Source organism: Kribbella sp. CA-294648 (genome assembly GCF_050943845.1).
GTDB lineage: Bacteria > Actinomycetota > Actinomycetes > Propionibacteriales > Kribbellaceae > Kribbella.
On sequence record NZ_CP191981.1, the window covers coordinates 2,114,641 to 2,129,996 of the forward strand.

Sequence of the window (15,356 nt, forward strand, 5' to 3'; positions counted from 1 at the left end):
TCCGGCAACGGCGCACCAGCCGGCGGTCTCCTATCAGGCCGGGCCGTAGGGAAACAGCGTGTCGGGGTCGTACGTTGCGCGGACTTCCGCCAGGCGGGCGAAGGTTTCTGACGGCCAGGACGCCTCGTAGGAGCCCGGCACCGTCAGGCCACCGGCGTAGTTGATGGTGGTCTCGGCCGAGATCCATGGGCGGAGCGGCGCGAGGAGAGCGTCGGCCGCGGGCGGCAGCACCCGCGTGAACAGGCTGGGATCGGGGACTCCGGCCATGAACAGCGTGTAGGCGCCCCCGCGACCGCCGACCGCGCTGCCTTCCGGTACGTCGCGGTGGGTGGCCCCGCCGAGGTGGCGGATCTCGATGGCGACGAACGGCACCTGCTGCTCCGGCCCGGCGGCGCCGAGGAAGGCAGAGACGAAGTCCGCGTCGAGCTCGGTCAGCATCATGCCGCGGTCCCAGCCGGGGCCGGGGTCGGTCGGGTCGTTGTGGATCTTGGCGATCTGCGCCGCGGGCATCTCGGCGACCGCGTCGATGATGGTCGGACCGGCGTCCCGGATCGGCTGGAAGAGGCGCTCGCCCTCGGCCGGGTCGCCGACGTACGCGAACCGCACGCTGAGCACGGTCTTGCCACGCAACGGCTCGGGGATGAACTCCATCGGCGGCAGCCGGAGGATGACCACCGAGGTGGTCGCCGTCTCCGGCAGCGTCTTGGTCCAGTCGACCCAGGTGGCCAGCGCGCCGGCGATCTGCGGGGCGTCGAAGAACACTGACCCGCCATACAGGGTGGACAGCTCGATCAGCTCGAAGTCCATCGAGGTGACGATGCCGAAACCGCCCTTGCCGCCGCGCAGCGCCCAGAACAGGTCCGGGTTCTCGGTCGCGCTGGCCGTCACCACGTCGCCCGAGGCGGTGGCGATGCGGAAGCCGCGGGCCCAGTCGGAGGAGAAGCCGTAGGTGCGCGCGAGCGGGCCTAGACCGCCACCAAGTGTGTAGCCGATACAGCCAACGTTGGCGGACGCGCCGGCGACCGGGGCGAGGCCGTGCTCGGCAGCCGCCGCGATCACGTCCGCCCAGCGACAACCGGCGTTGATGTGCGCGATCCGCCGCTCCGCGTCGATGGTCACGCCGGAGAGCCGCGACGTGGTGGCGAGGACACCCCCGGTGACGGGCGTGGCGGAGCCGTGTCCCGTCGCGAGCACGCGGACCGGCGTACCGGCTGCTGCTGCGACGCGGACGAGGCCCGCGGCGTCCTCTTCCGAGGTCAGTCCGACGGCGATGTCCGGGGTGTGGAGGGTGGCGGTGTTCCAGGCCGCGACCTCCGCGGCGAAGTCGTCGTCCCCGGGGCCCAGCACGGGGCCGGAGACGGTTCTACGGAGCTGGTCGAACATGATGCCTCTCCTGTTGCAGGGATTCCGACCCTACGACCGCAAAGGGCCTTGCTCAGGTAGGCTGCGCGCTGTGTTCGATCCCCGTGCCTAGAGAGCGCTCGCTACCGAGCCCATTCATCGCACCCCGCTCCGCTGACGGAGCCGGGGCTCTCTAGGAGCGTCTTCCCATGCCTGGCACCACGCGTGCCGGGAGCTACCGTGACGTCCTGCTGCTGCCACACGCGCTGCGCACCTTCGTGCCGGCGCTGTGCAATCTCTGACCCCACCCCACCACCCCGGTCAGGTCAGGCCGCCTTGCCTACGGTCTGCTCCCGCTGTCTGCCCTGTTCACAGTTCATCAATCAACCGACTCGTTCGCCGTCGCCGGTACCGCGGTGGCCGCCTTCGGTCTGGCCTCGTTGTCGATGCCGCTCAAGGCCCGACTGGTCGACCGCTACAGCCAACGCCGAGTCCTCCCACCACTGGCCGTGCTCTGCGCATCAGGCCTCGCCCTCGTAGCCTTCGCCAGTACTACGAACGCCGTCCTCCTGGTGATCGTGGTCGGTGTGGCCGGCCTGTTCGCCCCGCCGCTCGGCCCGTCGATGCGCGCCACCTGGCGGCTCGTCACCGGCGAGACCGATCTCAAGCAACGCGCCTACGCCCTCGACGCGATCTGCGAGGAGTCGCTGTATCTGGGTGGCCCACTCATCGCGGGACTCCTGATCAGCTTCTGGTCCGCCCCGGTCGCGTTGGGCTGTGCCGCCGTACTCATGGTCGGCGGCACGTTCGGCATGGTCGCGACGCCGTTGGCCCGGCATGTCGCCGAGCAGCGGGTCGAGGGTCGCTTCATGGATCCAGGTCCGCTGCGCATCGCGGGTCTGCGGCGGATCCTGGTGGTCATCCTCTTCGTCGCCGCGGGCACGAGCGTCGCGTATGTCTGCGTGGCCGGTGTCGCGCAGGACCAGGACCGCGCGGGCGCCGCCGGTTTCGTGGAAGCGGCGATCGGCCTCGGCAGTGTGGTCGGCGGGCTCACCTGGGCCCGCCGTACCCACACTCGCTCCCACTGGCATCACCTGGCCGGCCTGATCGGACTGCTCGCGGTCGGCCTGCTCGCCGCCTCGCTGGCCACGAACCTGATCGTGCTCGGCGTGGTGATGGCCGTTGCCGGGTTGGCGGTGGCGCCGTTGTTCGTCGTGTCCTATCTGGCTGCCGACGACCTGACCCCGGCACACCAGCGGACCGAGGCGAGCACCTGGATCAACACCGCCAACAACCTCGGCAGCTCGGCCGGTGCGTCGTTGGCCGGCGTGGCGATCGACCGGACCGCGCCGTCCCACGGGTTCCTTGCCGCGGGGGTGCTGCTCGCAGTACTGGCCCTGGTCCTGGCGCTGGTCAGCTCTGGGCTGCGAGGACCTTCTCCATCGAGTCGAAGAAGCCGTTGTAGCCCATGATCGTGGCGTCGATCTGCTCCTGGGTGAAGTCGCCGCCCGGCTGAGTCAGCGTCATCTCGGTGCCTCCGGCGACCTCGGCGAACACCACGACGATCGGGTCGCCGGCGGGGTTGGCCGGGTCGTCGGTCATCGTGAAGGCCAGCCGCTCGGGCGGGTCGACCTCGGTGTACTCGCCGACCCAGTCGATCTGGTTGCCGTCGGGCAGTTGCATCGTGGCCTTCCAGGCGCCGCCGACGCGGACGTCCAGGTCCAGCTTGTCCAGCGGTACGTCGACCGCGTCGGTGCCGAACCAGACCGAGAAGTGCTCGGGCTTGGTCCACGCCTCGAAGACGAGCTCGCGGGGTGCGGTGAAGGTGCGGGTGACAACTACGTCAGACATCGTCGTTCTCCTTGGCGGGGTTGGTTTGCTGCAGCTGGTCGAGGTAGCTGCCGAGTGAGTCGAAGCTGTCGGCCCAGAACTTGGCGTAGTCACCGATCCACTCGGAGGCCGCAGCCAGCGGTCGCGCGTCCAGCCGGGCCGGCCGGTACTGCGCGTCGCGGCCGCGGCTGACGAGTCCGGCGGTCTCGAGCACCCGCAGGTGTTTCGAGACGGCCGCGAAACTCATCGCGAACGGCTCCGCGAGCTGCCCGACCGTCGCCTCACCCTCCGACAACCGGGCCAAGATCGCCCGCCGGGTCGGATCGGCAAGAGCCGCGAAAGTGCGACTGAGCTGGTCGGTCGGCATCTCCTGACTCCTATTCAACTACTTAGTTCTAAACCGATGAGTTGAATATAGTCGCCACAGACGAGATGTCAAGCCGGATGGCCGGTGCCGATTTGGTCACGACGTATATCCAGGTATATATACGGGGACATATCATCGTCTACATGAAGACGATGATCGATCTGGATGACGAAGCGCTCACGCTCGCGGCGAAGGAGTTGGGGACCGTGACAAAAAAAGACACTGTGAATGCTGCGCTGCAGTTCGTCGCCAGGCGGCGTGAACGCATCGAGGCGCTGCTCGACGACCCGTACGCGCTGGGTGTCGGGCCGGACATCGCCGACGCAGACATCATGCGAGAGGCTCGCCGTTGAGCACTGTGACCGGCGTGGGCAAGCTCTACCTGGTCGATACGTCGGCGCAAGCCCGCAGCGGCCATCCCGCGGTGCGGACCGTGATCGCCGGTCTGATCGTGGATCGTGCAGCCGCCACCTGTGTGACGGTCGATCTCGAGGCCGGCTACTCCGGGCGTGATCTCGAGGACGTCCAGAACGTGGCCGCGCGCCGGAAGTCTCTCTATACGGTCCTGCCCATCACCGAGGCCATCGCGGAACGAGCCCGCGAGGTGCAAGTTCGAATGGCGGCGCGCGGTCATCACCGCGCCGCGGGGGTGGTGGACCTGCTCACCGCAGCCGTCGCGGAGCAGCATGATGCGGTGATCCTGCACTACGACACGGACTTCGAGCACATCGCGGCGACCACAGGTCAGCCGCATCTCTGGGTTGCACCGCGCGGGTCGCTGGACTAACTCACCTATGCCCTCAGGCGTCCGAGAGGCGGGCGATGGTGGCGCCGGCTCGGCGGACGATGGGGACCGGGCCGGCCGGGAGAACGTCGCCGATGAAGGTGTAGTGGCGCAGTACGTCGGGATCCACACCGCCGGGGCGGTGGCGGCTGTGGTCGCGGACCCAGTCGATGATGTCGCCCCAGCCCGGTGCCGCCAGCGAGCCGCCGAAGTGCTGGACCGAGAGCCCCGCGCAAAGGTTGCCGAAGGCAAGCCGATGAGCCAGCGGCCAGCCCCGCAGCGTGCCGAGCACCAGCGACGCGAGGAAGACGTCGCCCGCGCCGGTCGGGTCGTACTGGCGGACGGGGAGAGCCGGAATGTGCTCCTCTTCGCCCGTCAGCGCATCGATCGCCAGTACGCCGTCCGAGCCGTTCGTCACGACAGCGAGTGGGACCCGCTCGGCCAGCTTGTGCAGCGCCGCCTTGGGAGTATCGGTGCGGGTGTACGCCATCGCCTCGCCGGCGTTCGGGGTGAAGGCGTGGAATCCGTCGAGTACGTCGAGAACCGCGGGGGACCAGGACTCGGTCGGGTCCCAGCCGACGTCGCCGAACAACAGCGCGCCCGACTCCCGGGCCTCCGAGGTCCAGCTCGGCAGTTCCTCGGCGACCGGCACGATCGCGGACCGGGTCTTCAGGCCCGGGCCGACCAGCTTGCTCGGATCGCCCGGCGCCTCGTGCGCGTGGGTGACCATCGCGCGGTCCCGGTCGATCGACATCGAGACCGTGACGGGCGAGTGCCAGTGCCCGATCCGGCGCGAGTGCGACAGGTCGACTCCCTCCTGGTCGGCCAGCGTGCGCCAGCAGAAGTCGGCGTACACGTCGTCGCCGAAGACGGCGGCCAGCCCGCTGCGCAGGCCGAGCCGGCTGGCGGCGATGGCGAAGTTGGCGACCCCGCCGGGGCAGGAACCCATGCCCTCGGCGAAGATCTCGGTACCGGTGGTCGGGGCGGACTCCAGGCCGGTCAGCACGATGTCGAGGAACACTGTCCCCTGCACGAACACGTCGTAGCGGTCCGGCTCGTCCATCTCGGTGACCACTGCTCCTTTGTCGGGACTTGTCGGTGGTTGGTGACCTGGTGTCCTTCGTAGCATCATCAACCGGCCACCACCACGGATTTGGGAGGAACGCGATGAGTTCTGGGGTGTGTTCGTGATTCCGACCTGGATGGCCGTGATCGGGGTGATCGCCACCGTGCTGAGCCCGTTCCTGGCGCTCGGCGGCGTTGCGCTGGGCGCCTATCTGACCCGCAAGTCCGATCGTGAGCTGGACGTCTGGCGGCGGCGGGAGGAGACCATGCGGATGGTCCGCTGGGCGGTCGAGCAGATCCTGGACGGTGACGAGGCCGGGACGGACGCCGGGGTGGTGACGCTGCGCTCACTGATGCGTTCGGAACTGTTACAGGCCGAGGACTACGACCTGGTCGCCGCGCTGACGGCCGCCGTCGCGATCGACCACATCGGCTCGGCCGCGTACGCTGATATTGCCGAACAAGGCGCCGAGGTTGTCGAGGGAGACAATGCCGATGAGTGAGAAGAAGACCGTGAGGGTCTCTCGCCAGGCAGTGGAGCTGGCGCGCCTGCACGTGGAGGCTGCCCGCAAGGCTGGCCGCAAGCCCGACGCAGGCCTGGCCCGCATCGCCACCGCCCGCCCGGAACACGGCTCAGGAGCCCCCGCCCCGGCCTAGCCGGTACGGCGTACTGCGCGCGCCGGCGTCCGTAGTACGCCCGGGTATCGGACGGGCGGCACGTCGGGTCGGAGCGGCGTACCGGAGCACCTACACTGATCGACGGCCGCTCCGGTGGCGTACGGTGCCTTCGTGGTGACCGATGCTCCACTCCCTGTTCCCGACCACGGCCGGAATCTCACGTGATCCGCTTCGAGAATGTTTCCAAGACGTACGAGGGCCAGTCCAAGGCTGCCCTGCTGAACGTCGACGTCGAGATCGAAAAAGGCGAGTTCGTCTTCCTGGTCGGCACCTCCGGTTCCGGCAAGTCGACGTTCCTGCGCCTCGTCCTGCGCGAGCACCGGACCACCAAGGGCCACATCATGGTGGCCGGCAAGGACCTGAACCGGCTGGCCAGCTGGCGGATCCCGCAGATGCGCCGGCAGATCGGCACGGTCTTCCAGGACTTCCGTCTGCTGCCGAACAAGACCGTCGCGGAGAACGTCGCCTTCGCTCTGCAGGTGATCGGCAAGCCGCGCTCGCACATCCGCAAGACGGTGCCCGAGGTGCTCGAGCTGGTCGGCCTGGACGGCAAGGAGGACCGGCTGCCCGACGAGCTGTCCGGCGGTGAGCAGCAGCGGGTCGCGATCGCCCGGGCGTTCGTCAACCGGCCGATGATCCTGATCGCCGACGAGCCGACCGGAAACCTCGACCCCGGCACGTCGGTCGGCATCATGAAGCTGCTGGACCGGATCAACCGGACCGGGACGACCGTGGTGATGGCCACCCACGACGTCTCGATCGTCGACCAGATGCGCAAGCGCGTGATCGAGCTGGAGAACGGCCATGTCGTCCGCGACGAGTCGCGCGGCGTCTACGGCTACCAGCACTGACCCGACGACGATACGGACTGACTTTCTATGCGCCTCAACTACATCCTGTCCGACCTGGGCATCGGCCTGAAGCGGAACCTGACGATGACGATCGCGGTCGTCGTCACCATCTGGGTTTCGCTGTCGTTGTTCGGTGCCGCGCTGCTGGCCCGCGAGCAGGTCGACCTGATGAAGGGGAACTGGTACGACAAGATCCAGATCTCGATCTTCCTCTGCACCAAGGACTCCGGCGGCCGTGGCTGTACCGGCACCGAGGTGACCACGGAGCAGAAGAACCGGATCAAGCAGGTGATCGAGGCCAACCCCGACACCGCGCCGGAGGGCGTGTTCGGCGAGTCCAAGAAGGAAGCGTTCGAGCAGTTCAAGAAGCTGTACAAGGACTCACCGATCGTCAGCACGGTGACCGAGGACCAGATGCAGGAGTCGTTCCGGGTCAAGCTGAAGGATCCGCAGCGCTACCAGAACCTGGTCAGTGCCGTGTCGGGTCTGCCCGGCGTCGACACCGTGCAGGACCTCAGACAGTTCCTGGATCCACTCTTCGAAGCGCTGAACAAGCTGCAATGGGGAGCGGTGGCAGCGGCCGGTCTGCTGCTGGTCGCCGCGCTGATGCAGATCTCCAACACGATCCGGCTGGCCGCCTATGCCCGGAGACGGGAGATCGGCATCATGCGCCTGGTGGGAGCCTCGAACTTCTACATCCAGTTGCCGTTCCTGCTGGAGGCGATCCTCGCGGCCCTGATCGGCGCGGCCTTCGCCTGCGGCACCGTGTGGCTGGGCTGGTACCTCTTCGTGAAGCGGCAGGCCGAGGCGACCTTCCAGGTCTGGCAGTGGGTCGGACCGACCGAGGTCTTCCAGGCCACCGGCGTCATGGTGGCCGTCGGTCTGGTGCTGGCGACCATTCCGACATTCGTGACAACGCGGAAATACCTCAAAGTCTGACCCGGGTGACTTATCGTGCAGTAGCACGTCACTTTCACCCATAGCAAGGGGTCGACTGTGGTCCCGCACTTCCCCGGTGCGAACCCGCGCAAGCGGGGGAGCATCAAGCGAGACGACAGCATCGGCGCCACCGCCGTACCGGTTCGACGGTCCGCCAGGCAACGCCTGCGTGGGTCGCCGCACCGGCAGACGGTCATCGCCGCTTGCTGCGTTGTCCTGTCCCTGACCGCCGGAGCACTGGCGGTGGTTCCGGCTGCCCAAGCGGACCCACCCGATCCAGCCGCCAAGAAGAAACAGCTCGACTCGCAGATCGCCGAGTCCCAGGCCGACGTCAAGCAGTCCTACGACCAGGTCGCCAAGTCCGTTGCCGCGTACAACCACGCGGAAGCGCAGTACAAGACCGTCCAGGTCCGGTACGCCGTTGCGCAGGGCAAGCTCGCTGCCGCGAAGGCCGCCGACGCGGTTGCCGCGGGCAAGCTCCGCCGGGCCGAGCGGGCGTTGCGGAAGGCAATGGCCGACGTCGACGAGGGTGAGCGGGTGATCCTCAAGCAGAAGGCGCTGACCGGTCGCGCCGCGCAGTCGGCGTACCAGCAGCAGAACAGCATGGTCGGGTTGTCCATCGTGCTGCGCGGCGCCTCGCCGGCGGATGTTGCCAACAGCATCCAGGTGCAGCGGAACGTGTTCGGCATCCAGAGCAACACGATCACCAAGCTGAACAACGCGCAGGCGCAGCTCGCGAACAAGCGGGTCAAGGTCGCCGCGGCGGAGAAGATCGTGTCCGCCCAGCGCGCCGAGGCGGCGCGGACGGTGAAGGACGTCACCGCGCTGACCCAGCAGGTCGCCGCCGACAAGGCCGAGGCCGCCAAGCTGGCCCAGGCCAAGCTGACGACGTACCAGGCGGCGGAGAAGGACAAGAACTCCGAGCTGGCGCAGTACCACGCGTTGCTCCGCGAGCGGAACCGTGTGCAGGCGATCCTGATCGCCCGGGCGAAGGCGGAGAAGGCCGCCGAGGCCCGGCGCAAGGCGGCCGCGGAGGCGGCCGAGCGGGCGAAGGCGCGCAAGGAGAAGCGGCCGCCACGCCGCATCCCTGACCCGCCGCGCGACTCGTCCGGGTTGAGCTACCCGCTCAACACCTACATCACGTCGCCGTTCGGGATGCGGTTCCACCCGGTGCTGCACTACTGGAAGTTGCACGACGGCACCGACTTCGGCGGCGGCTGCGGTACGCCGATTCGCGCTGCCGCGAGCGGGGTGGTGACCGACCGGTACTTCAACGGTGGTTACGGCAACCGGCTGTTCATCTCACACGGTGTGATCGACGGGTCGTCCATCACGACGGTCTACAACCACCTGTCGAAGTACAAGGCTCGGGTCGGCGAGCGGGTGTCGAAGGGCGAGGTGATCGGATACGTCGGCACCACCGGCTACTCGACCGGCTGCCACCTGCACTTCATGGTCTACCAGGACGGCAGTGTGGTTAATCCGATGAAGTGGTTGTAAGGGATCTGGGATACTGGCCGGATGGTGAAACAGACCGGCCACAAACCGATCGCGCAGAATCGCAAGGCGCGGCACGACTACCACATCGACGACGTGGTGGAGGCCGGACTCGTGCTGACCGGGACCGAGGTGAAGTCCCTGCGGCTGGGCCGGGCCTCCCTCGTCGACGCGTTCGCGTCCGTGCGCGGCAACGAGCTGTGGCTGCAGAACATGCACATCCCGGAGTACACGCACGGCACCTGGACCAACCACGAGCCGCGGCGGACCCGCAAGCTGCTGCTGCACAAGGACGAGATGCAGAAGCTGATCAAGGCGGTCGAGCAGCAAGGCGTGTCGCTGGTCCCGCTGTCGCTGTACTTCAAGGACGGCTACGCGAAGGTCGAGCTGGCGACCGGGCGCGGTAAGAAGGACTACGACAAACGGCACGCCCTGGCCGAACGCCAGGCCGACCGCGAGGCCCAGCGAGCCCTGAGCGACCGCCGCAGGGGGTAGTGGTCATCCGAAAGGACCAGGGCGACCGGCTGGAACGCTAGGGGTCGCCCCAGGGGTGGTTCCGGGCGTCACCCGATGGGGTGCGGGTCCGGCGCGAGGCAGGCTGAAGACATGTCCACTTCAGACCTGCTGGTGACGCCGGCCCAACGGGACCGCGCCGTCGAGATCCTGCAAGAAATGTACGCCGACGGCCGCCTCGAGCGGATCGAGTTCGACACCCGCCTGGAGCTCGCCCTGAAAGCGCGCACCCGGGCCGAACTGAACGGCACCTTCAACGGGCTGGTCGCGCGACCGGTCCCCACCTTCGCCCCGGCCGCCTTCACCCGTCCGGTGGCGGTCCGGCAGTCGGAAGGCCGGGGGATGGGCCTCGTCACGCACTGGCTCGGCTTCCCGACCTTCTTCGTCGGCCCGGCGCTGGTCGCGGCGAGCGCCGGCAAGCAGAACCCGGTGGTCCGCAAGCACGCGGTGGAGGCCCTGAACTTCCAGCTGAGCGCGTTCGGAATCTTCGCCCTGGTGGGCGTGATGACCGGCGTGACCGAGGGGTTCACCGGCTTCCTGTTCCCGCTGATCGGCCTGGTCTGGTTCGTCCTGACCGGCATCGGCGGCCTCGCCGCCCTGCTCGGCTCCACCTTCCGCTACCCGTTCACGCTGCGCCTGATCAAGTAACGGGAATCTGACGTGCGGCAGGCTTGTTGGACTTGGTAGTGTGGAGGTTCCACGGCCAGTCAGGATGCTTTCGGGCCATGGGGTTTGACAACTCAACAGGGGGTGAACGGTTTCGACTTTGGCTGTACGTTTCGAGGGAAGCGGGCCGAGGATCCAGGGTTATCTCGTAAACGATCTCTGGAAACCAATAACTGCCGATTCCAATCGCAGTAGCTTCGCTCTCGCCGCCTGACGGCCTGAGCTAAAAGAAGCGGTCAGCCCGGGGTTGCTTCCGACCCGGTTCCTGGCCTCAGCTAGGGAGCTTGCTTCGTTAACCCGGTCACGGGGTTAACGCGGGACATTTACAGTGACTGAGCTCGTCAGCAACCCTGTCTGTGGGAGTGCTGGAGCTGAGAAAAGCGACTAACAGACTGCGCCCGGAGAAGTCTCGAGTCGACACTGAAGGACGCGGGTTCGATTCCCGCCACCTCCACCCCTGAAAAGTTGGACCAAGCCCCGGCGGGCCACCGCCGGGGCTTCGTCATGTACGCCGCAGACCCCACGCACCCGCCGCCGCTCGCTCCTACGTCGCTCACGCTCTGGGCGCTCCCACCCACCCGTATCTCCGCTCCTACGTCGCGCGGAGACTCCGCTCCTACGTCGCGCGAGTGGTGCCGCTCCTCGGACGCGGGTGGCTGCCCGGGTGCGCCGTGCCTCCTACCAGCACGAAGCTGGGTGGTGGGCAGAAGATCTCAGGCGTTCGGACAGCTCACCTCCGCCCGGTTCCGCTCCTGCGTTGCGCCGGTCCCTAGTCACTGCTCCAATGCCACTCACGAGCGGCTCGTGTGCCTCGAGCGCTGATCACAACGTCGCCTGCGATGGCCAGGTACTCCCAGATGACGTCGGTTTCGATCGTGGGCGTACCTACCTGGGTGGTGGCAGAGACGGGTCGGTGATCAGCGCGTCGCCTGCGAGCGTCTGCACCACCTCTCTTGGAGGCATGAGGCCGCCGGCCGCGAACAGTTGTGCCAGCTCAACGAGCTCATCAAAGGTGGATTTCATGGGAACGCCCTGTGCCGTTCGGACAGGTCAGCACAGCTTGCCGACCGATCCGCCTTAGTGTCGCGTCGAGACCAACGGCACCCCCATCCCGCCGGCCCGGATTCGGTTGTCCTCTAGCGTGAGGATCAGCGTCTTGCCCAGACTCAGCGTCTATGACAGTTCAGCAGCCACCGGAGGAGCCGCGAACGGCGACCGTCGACAAGCTCTTCGCCGGCGCCCTGAGTTCTTTCCCCGTGGTCGGAGGCGTTGCAGGGGCCTGGTACGAGTATGTGATGGAAGGGCCGTACAGCCGGAGGCTGATGGCCTGGCGAGCCAGCATCACCGAGGTGGTTAACGACCTCGCTATGAGGGTCGACCGGCTTCTGGACAATGAGGTCTTCCTGGGCGCCTTCATTCAGTCGACGCGCCCGGCGCAGGCGACACACCAGTCGGAAAAACTTGAAGCCCTCAGGAACGCTCTAGTGCCTCGTCCAGCAACGTTGGGGAGGTAGTCAGGTCGGCTGGTGTCTGCTGGAGGTCAGGTTCTGCGGCTGGGTGGAGGGGTGGCAGTTCGCCCTGGACTGGTTCGGGGAGGATTTTCGCCGGACTTGGGGTGGATCGTGCTACCGGTGTGGGGAGAAGATCCTCCCCGAATCGGTGGGAGCGGGCAGTCGACGGTTCGGGGAGGGATCGGGCCTGGCCGGGTCCGGCCTAAGCCGGCTTTGTGCACGGGCTGAGCGTCCGGAGCACGGCGGAACGCTCAGGTCACGCACAAGGTCGCCGGCAGGCTCGCCCCCGCGGGCGGGGGCAGAGCGGAGCTTCAGCCCGTCAATCTGGGATTGCTCGCGAGACTCGCCACGTTCAGCGGTGGGTCGTCCGGGACGGGATTGATGCGGTGGGGATCCGTGGGTTTCGGGGGCCCGGCCGGTTCACGACGGCGTCGTCGCCGGTTGACCGGTTCGCTGCTCGCGGGCCGGCAGCGCGCCTGGCCGGGTCCGGGGGCCCTGGCTGCGGATCCAGCTGCTGTCGTACCCACCCGCAAGACCTGTCGTCCAGACGGGTTGACGACTTCTCGGCGCGCCACATTGTGCTGCTCCGGTGGGTCGACGACCACGAAAGCACAGCCGAGCAGGTGGCCGCCGACCGACTCGTCACCGGCAGTGGAGTCTGGGGCCATCGGCTACCCACTTTCGCCGGTCGCGGCGAGCTGCTAGATCTCATCGTCGATGACTTGCTCCGGGCGAGGTTGATCACCTGGTCGTCACTTGCTCCCGCCGAGCTGGGAGTCTTCGGTGGGACCCATTTCATCTACGCCCGGCCGGTGGTGGTTCCGCGGATAGCCCGCAGTAGTCGGCGGGAGACTGTGCCGGAGGCGGGGTTCAACCGTTCGGTGGAACGGAGGTTCAACCGAACCGGGGGTGGTTGAGCCGGATGGGTGACGCGGTGGCGGGACGCTCGGCGACACGATCGCGGTAACAGGTCGTCGAGGAGAGGAATTGCCATGGTTGCCGGATTCAGTCGCCGGAGGTTGCTGGGAGTAGGGGCCGGGGTCGGGGCCGCGCTGGCGGTCGGCGTGCCGGCGTCAGCTCGTACCGCGCCACGCGAGGAGGGGAGGTCGCTGGACGAGCTGTACGAGGCGGCGATCCGGGAGTCCGGCAAGCTGGTCATCTACGCGGGTGGAGACACCGCGACCCAGCAGGATGCGACGGCGGCGGCGTTCCGGGCGCGGTTTCCCCAGATCGCGTTGACGTTGGTGGTGGACTACAGCAAGTTCCATGACGTGCGGGTGGACAACCAGTTCGCGACCGGGACCCTGGTACCGGATGTCGTGCAGTTCCAGACCGTGCAGAATTTCCCGAGGTGGAAGCAGCAGGGGCGGCTGCTCCGGTACAAGCCGGCCGGTTTCAGCAAGGTCTACGACCGGTTCAAGGATGCCGACGGGGCGTGGGTCGCCATCGGCGTGTACGCCTTCAGCTACAGCTACAACGTCGCCGCGGTCGGCGGAAATGTCCCGGCATCGCCACGCGACCTCACGAATCCGCGCTGGCGAGGGCAGATAGCGTCGGCCTACCCGAACGACGACGATGCGACGCTCTACCTCTACAAGCGCTACGCGGAGGCCTACGGGTGGTCGTGGATCGCCGAGCTGGCCCAGCAGCAGGTCGCGTTCGCTCGCGGCAGCCATACTCCGGCCCTGGCCCTGAACTCGGGGCAGAAGGCACTCGGGCTGGGTGGCTCGGGGAATCCGCGCGCGACGTCGCCCACCAGATGGGTGGTGCCGGCCGAGGATCCCTTCATGGCGTGGGGGCAGCGGGCCGCGATTCTCGCGGACGCGCCGAACCAGGCCGCGGCCAAGCTCTACCTCAACTGGCAGCTGACCACGGCGAGACAGGAAACCTCGTTCAACGGGTGGTCCGTCCGCACCGACATGGCGGCGCCGGCCGGGCTGCGACCCATCTGGACCTACGCGAATGCCGGCCTGGACGGGTTCCCGGCCTTCATGGCCGACCGGGCCGAGGTCGAGCGCTGGCGGCAGACGTTCGCCCTGTACTTCGGTGAGGTGGCGGGCGCGCCCACCGGGGGCTGGCTGGGGCTGCATCCTGGACGCTGATGCCCCGACGGGTTGGTTGCGGTTGGCTACACTCGGCGAGGCCAGCCCGAAGGGAGCCGACGTGTCGCGCAGTACCGTGTCCCGCCTCGAGTTCGCCGTGCACGCGGCCTTCTTCCTCGTCGTGATCGGCTCGCTGTGGCGGCTGTTCGCGATGAATACCGCACTGTGCTTCTACGTGCTGGGCCTGAGCATTCTGCTCTCCGGCGGTTACGCCGCGACAGTCTGGGCGGGGAACCGGCTCGGCTGGTGGCAGGTGCCGGTCATCGCCTTGGTGACCGGCGTCTGGGTGCTGCTGATCAGCACCGTTCCGGCGCCCTACTCGTCGGTGTACAGCTGGCTGGCGATTCCGCTGGCCTGCTTGATGCTTCGAACGCTTCCCCCACGTCCGGCGATGGTTGCCGTCGGCATCGTCACGGGTCTGCTCGTTGCAGTGCTCTACCGGCAGTCCGGCGACCTGGACCTCTTCCTGCCGCCGGCCGCCGCGGTCTGGGCCACGGTAGCCCTGTACGCCGGCCAGCAGCGCGACACCGCGATCCGGCAGAAGCTGGTCGAGCAACTCCGCAGCACTCGCGACGAGCTCGCCCAGCAGCAACACGATGCGGGGATCCTGGCCGAACGAGCTCGTCTGGCCGGCGAACTCCACGACACCATCACCCAGGAGCTCGTGGGGAGCCGGATGCTCTTGCAGGCAGCGGATCGCGAGTGGGACACCGATCCGGCGAAGGCGCGACAGCGGGTTCGCGGCGTTACCGAGACGCTCGGGCAGAACGTAGTACAGGCACGGCGGATGATTGCTGGGCTGACACCCGCTGCGCTCGAGGAAGGCGGTATCGAGGCGGCGCTGGAGGAATTGTGCCGACGTGAGCAGCGGTACGGGCCGACGGTGGCGCTGACCACGACGGGCGAGCCGCGGGTGATGAACCCGGAGCTGGAGAGTGCTTTGCTGCGCACGGCTCAGGGCGCGCTCGCCAACGTGCGGGATCACGCGGGAGCGGACCGGATCGAGGTCGTGCTCGACTGGCAGGACGAGTCAGTTCGGCTTCAGATCAGCGACAACGGCAACGGCGTCCAGGATCGTGCGGCCGGCCCGGATCGGGGCTTCGGGCTGCCCGGATTGCGGGAACGCCTGCGCACGTTGGGCGGGACGCTCACGCTGGACAGTACTCCGGGCCGCGGTACGGCGCTGACCGCATCGGTGCCGACAGGATGACC

Annotated in this window: 17 protein-coding genes and 1 other RNA gene; 14 read left to right on the plus strand and 4 right to left on the minus strand. The window is 67.7% G+C overall.

Annotated features, from left to right (window positions below; translation table 11 throughout):
• Positions 1 to 33: 33 nt before the first annotated feature.
• Positions 34 to 1,383 (minus strand): FAD-binding oxidoreductase, encoded by a 1,350-nt coding sequence (locus tag ACQPYM_RS10310; RefSeq protein ID WP_433018406.1) that lies wholly within the window; start codon positions 1,381 to 1,383, stop codon positions 34 to 36.
• Between the two features lie 323 nt (positions 1,384 to 1,706).
• On the opposite strand from ACQPYM_RS10310, the gene ACQPYM_RS10315 reads away from it, so the two are divergent.
• Entirely contained in the window at positions 1,707 to 2,813 is a 1,107-nt protein-coding gene (locus ACQPYM_RS10315) for an MFS transporter (protein ID WP_433023240.1), read from the plus strand.
• Here the strand turns inward: ACQPYM_RS10315 and ACQPYM_RS10320 are convergent.
• Together ACQPYM_RS10320 and ACQPYM_RS10325 are read right to left on the minus strand one after the other, a co-directional pair.
• Positions 2,755 to 3,192: an SRPBCC family protein gene (locus ACQPYM_RS10320; RefSeq protein WP_433018409.1), complete on the minus strand. Its 438-nt coding sequence runs from the start codon at positions 3,190 to 3,192 to the stop codon at positions 2,755 to 2,757. The two genes, ACQPYM_RS10315 and ACQPYM_RS10320, sit on opposite strands and share 59 nt — an antisense overlap.
• Complete coding sequence (locus tag ACQPYM_RS10325) at positions 3,185 to 3,538, minus strand: ArsR/SmtB family transcription factor (protein ID WP_433018412.1); 354 nt, start codon at positions 3,536 to 3,538, stop codon at positions 3,185 to 3,187. Before ACQPYM_RS10325 ends, ACQPYM_RS10320 begins: the two co-directional genes overlap by 8 nt.
• Before the next feature lie 143 nt (positions 3,539 to 3,681).
• On the opposite strand from ACQPYM_RS10325, the gene ACQPYM_RS10330 reads away from it, so the two are divergent.
• Both ACQPYM_RS10330 and ACQPYM_RS10335 read left to right on the plus strand, forming a co-directional pair.
• Entirely contained in the window at positions 3,682 to 3,891 is a 210-nt protein-coding gene (locus ACQPYM_RS10330) for a type II toxin-antitoxin system VapB family antitoxin (RefSeq protein WP_433018415.1), read from the plus strand.
• A 5-nt stretch (positions 3,892 to 3,896) separates the two neighbouring features.
• Positions 3,897 to 4,325, plus strand: coding sequence for a PIN domain-containing protein (locus tag ACQPYM_RS10335; RefSeq protein ID WP_433023241.1), 429 nt, complete (start codon positions 3,897 to 3,899; stop codon positions 4,323 to 4,325).
• Between the two features lie 13 nt (positions 4,326 to 4,338).
• Here ACQPYM_RS10335 and ACQPYM_RS10340 read toward each other — a convergent pair whose 3' ends face one another.
• A complete protein-coding gene (locus ACQPYM_RS10340) occupies positions 4,339 to 5,385 on the minus strand; it encodes a carbohydrate kinase family protein (RefSeq protein WP_433018418.1) in 1,047 nt (348 codons plus the stop codon).
• Between the two features lie 124 nt (positions 5,386 to 5,509).
• Between ACQPYM_RS10340 and ACQPYM_RS10345 the strand changes: the two genes are divergently transcribed.
• The 11 genes from ACQPYM_RS10345 to ACQPYM_RS10395 all read left to right on the plus strand — a co-directional run bounded on the left by ACQPYM_RS10345 (position 5,510) and on the right by ACQPYM_RS10395 (position 15,354).
• Positions 5,510 to 5,890: a hypothetical protein gene (locus ACQPYM_RS10345; RefSeq protein ID WP_433018421.1), complete on the plus strand. Its 381-nt coding sequence runs from the start codon at positions 5,510 to 5,512 to the stop codon at positions 5,888 to 5,890.
• Positions 5,883 to 6,044: a hypothetical protein gene (locus ACQPYM_RS10350; RefSeq protein ID WP_433018424.1), complete on the plus strand. Its 162-nt coding sequence runs from the start codon at positions 5,883 to 5,885 to the stop codon at positions 6,042 to 6,044. The genes ACQPYM_RS10345 and ACQPYM_RS10350 overlap by 8 nt, the downstream gene beginning before the upstream one ends.
• Before the next feature lie 182 nt (positions 6,045 to 6,226).
• Positions 6,227 to 6,916 carry a cell division ATP-binding protein FtsE gene (gene ftsE / locus ACQPYM_RS10355; RefSeq protein WP_360283195.1) on the plus strand — a complete coding sequence of 230 codons (690 nt, stop codon included), beginning with the start codon at positions 6,227 to 6,229 and terminating at the stop codon, positions 6,914 to 6,916.
• 27 nt (positions 6,917 to 6,943) lie between these two features.
• Positions 6,944 to 7,855 carry a permease-like cell division protein FtsX gene (gene ftsX / locus ACQPYM_RS10360; RefSeq protein ID WP_433018427.1) on the plus strand — a complete coding sequence of 304 codons (912 nt, stop codon included), beginning with the start codon at positions 6,944 to 6,946 and terminating at the stop codon, positions 7,853 to 7,855.
• Positions 7,856 to 7,912: 57 nt separating this feature from the next.
• Entirely contained in the window at positions 7,913 to 9,355 is a 1,443-nt protein-coding gene (locus ACQPYM_RS10365; RefSeq protein WP_433018430.1) for a peptidoglycan DD-metalloendopeptidase family protein, read from the plus strand.
• 21 nt (positions 9,356 to 9,376) lie between these two features.
• On the plus strand, positions 9,377 to 9,847 hold the full coding sequence (smpB, locus tag ACQPYM_RS10370; RefSeq protein WP_433018433.1) for an SsrA-binding protein SmpB: 471 nt from the start codon (positions 9,377 to 9,379) through the stop codon (positions 9,845 to 9,847).
• Between the two features lie 111 nt (positions 9,848 to 9,958).
• On the plus strand, positions 9,959 to 10,513 hold the full coding sequence (locus tag ACQPYM_RS10375; protein ID WP_433018436.1) for a DUF1707 and DUF4870 domain-containing protein: 555 nt from the start codon (positions 9,959 to 9,961) through the stop codon (positions 10,511 to 10,513).
• A 98-nt stretch (positions 10,514 to 10,611) separates the two neighbouring features.
• Positions 10,612 to 10,988, plus strand: a transfer-messenger RNA (tmRNA) gene (ssrA, locus tag ACQPYM_RS10380).
• A gap of 718 nt (positions 10,989 to 11,706) precedes the next feature.
• Positions 11,707 to 12,045 (plus strand): hypothetical protein, encoded by a 339-nt coding sequence (locus ACQPYM_RS10385; protein ID WP_433018439.1) that lies wholly within the window; start codon positions 11,707 to 11,709, stop codon positions 12,043 to 12,045.
• A 989-nt stretch (positions 12,046 to 13,034) separates the two neighbouring features.
• Entirely contained in the window at positions 13,035 to 14,144 is a 1,110-nt protein-coding gene (locus ACQPYM_RS10390) for an ABC transporter substrate-binding protein (protein WP_433018442.1), read from the plus strand.
• Positions 14,145 to 14,205: 61 nt separating this feature from the next.
• On the plus strand, positions 14,206 to 15,354 hold the full coding sequence (locus tag ACQPYM_RS10395) for a sensor histidine kinase (RefSeq protein WP_433018445.1): 1,149 nt from the start codon (positions 14,206 to 14,208) through the stop codon (positions 15,352 to 15,354).
• Positions 15,355 to 15,356: the final 2 nt, after the last annotated feature.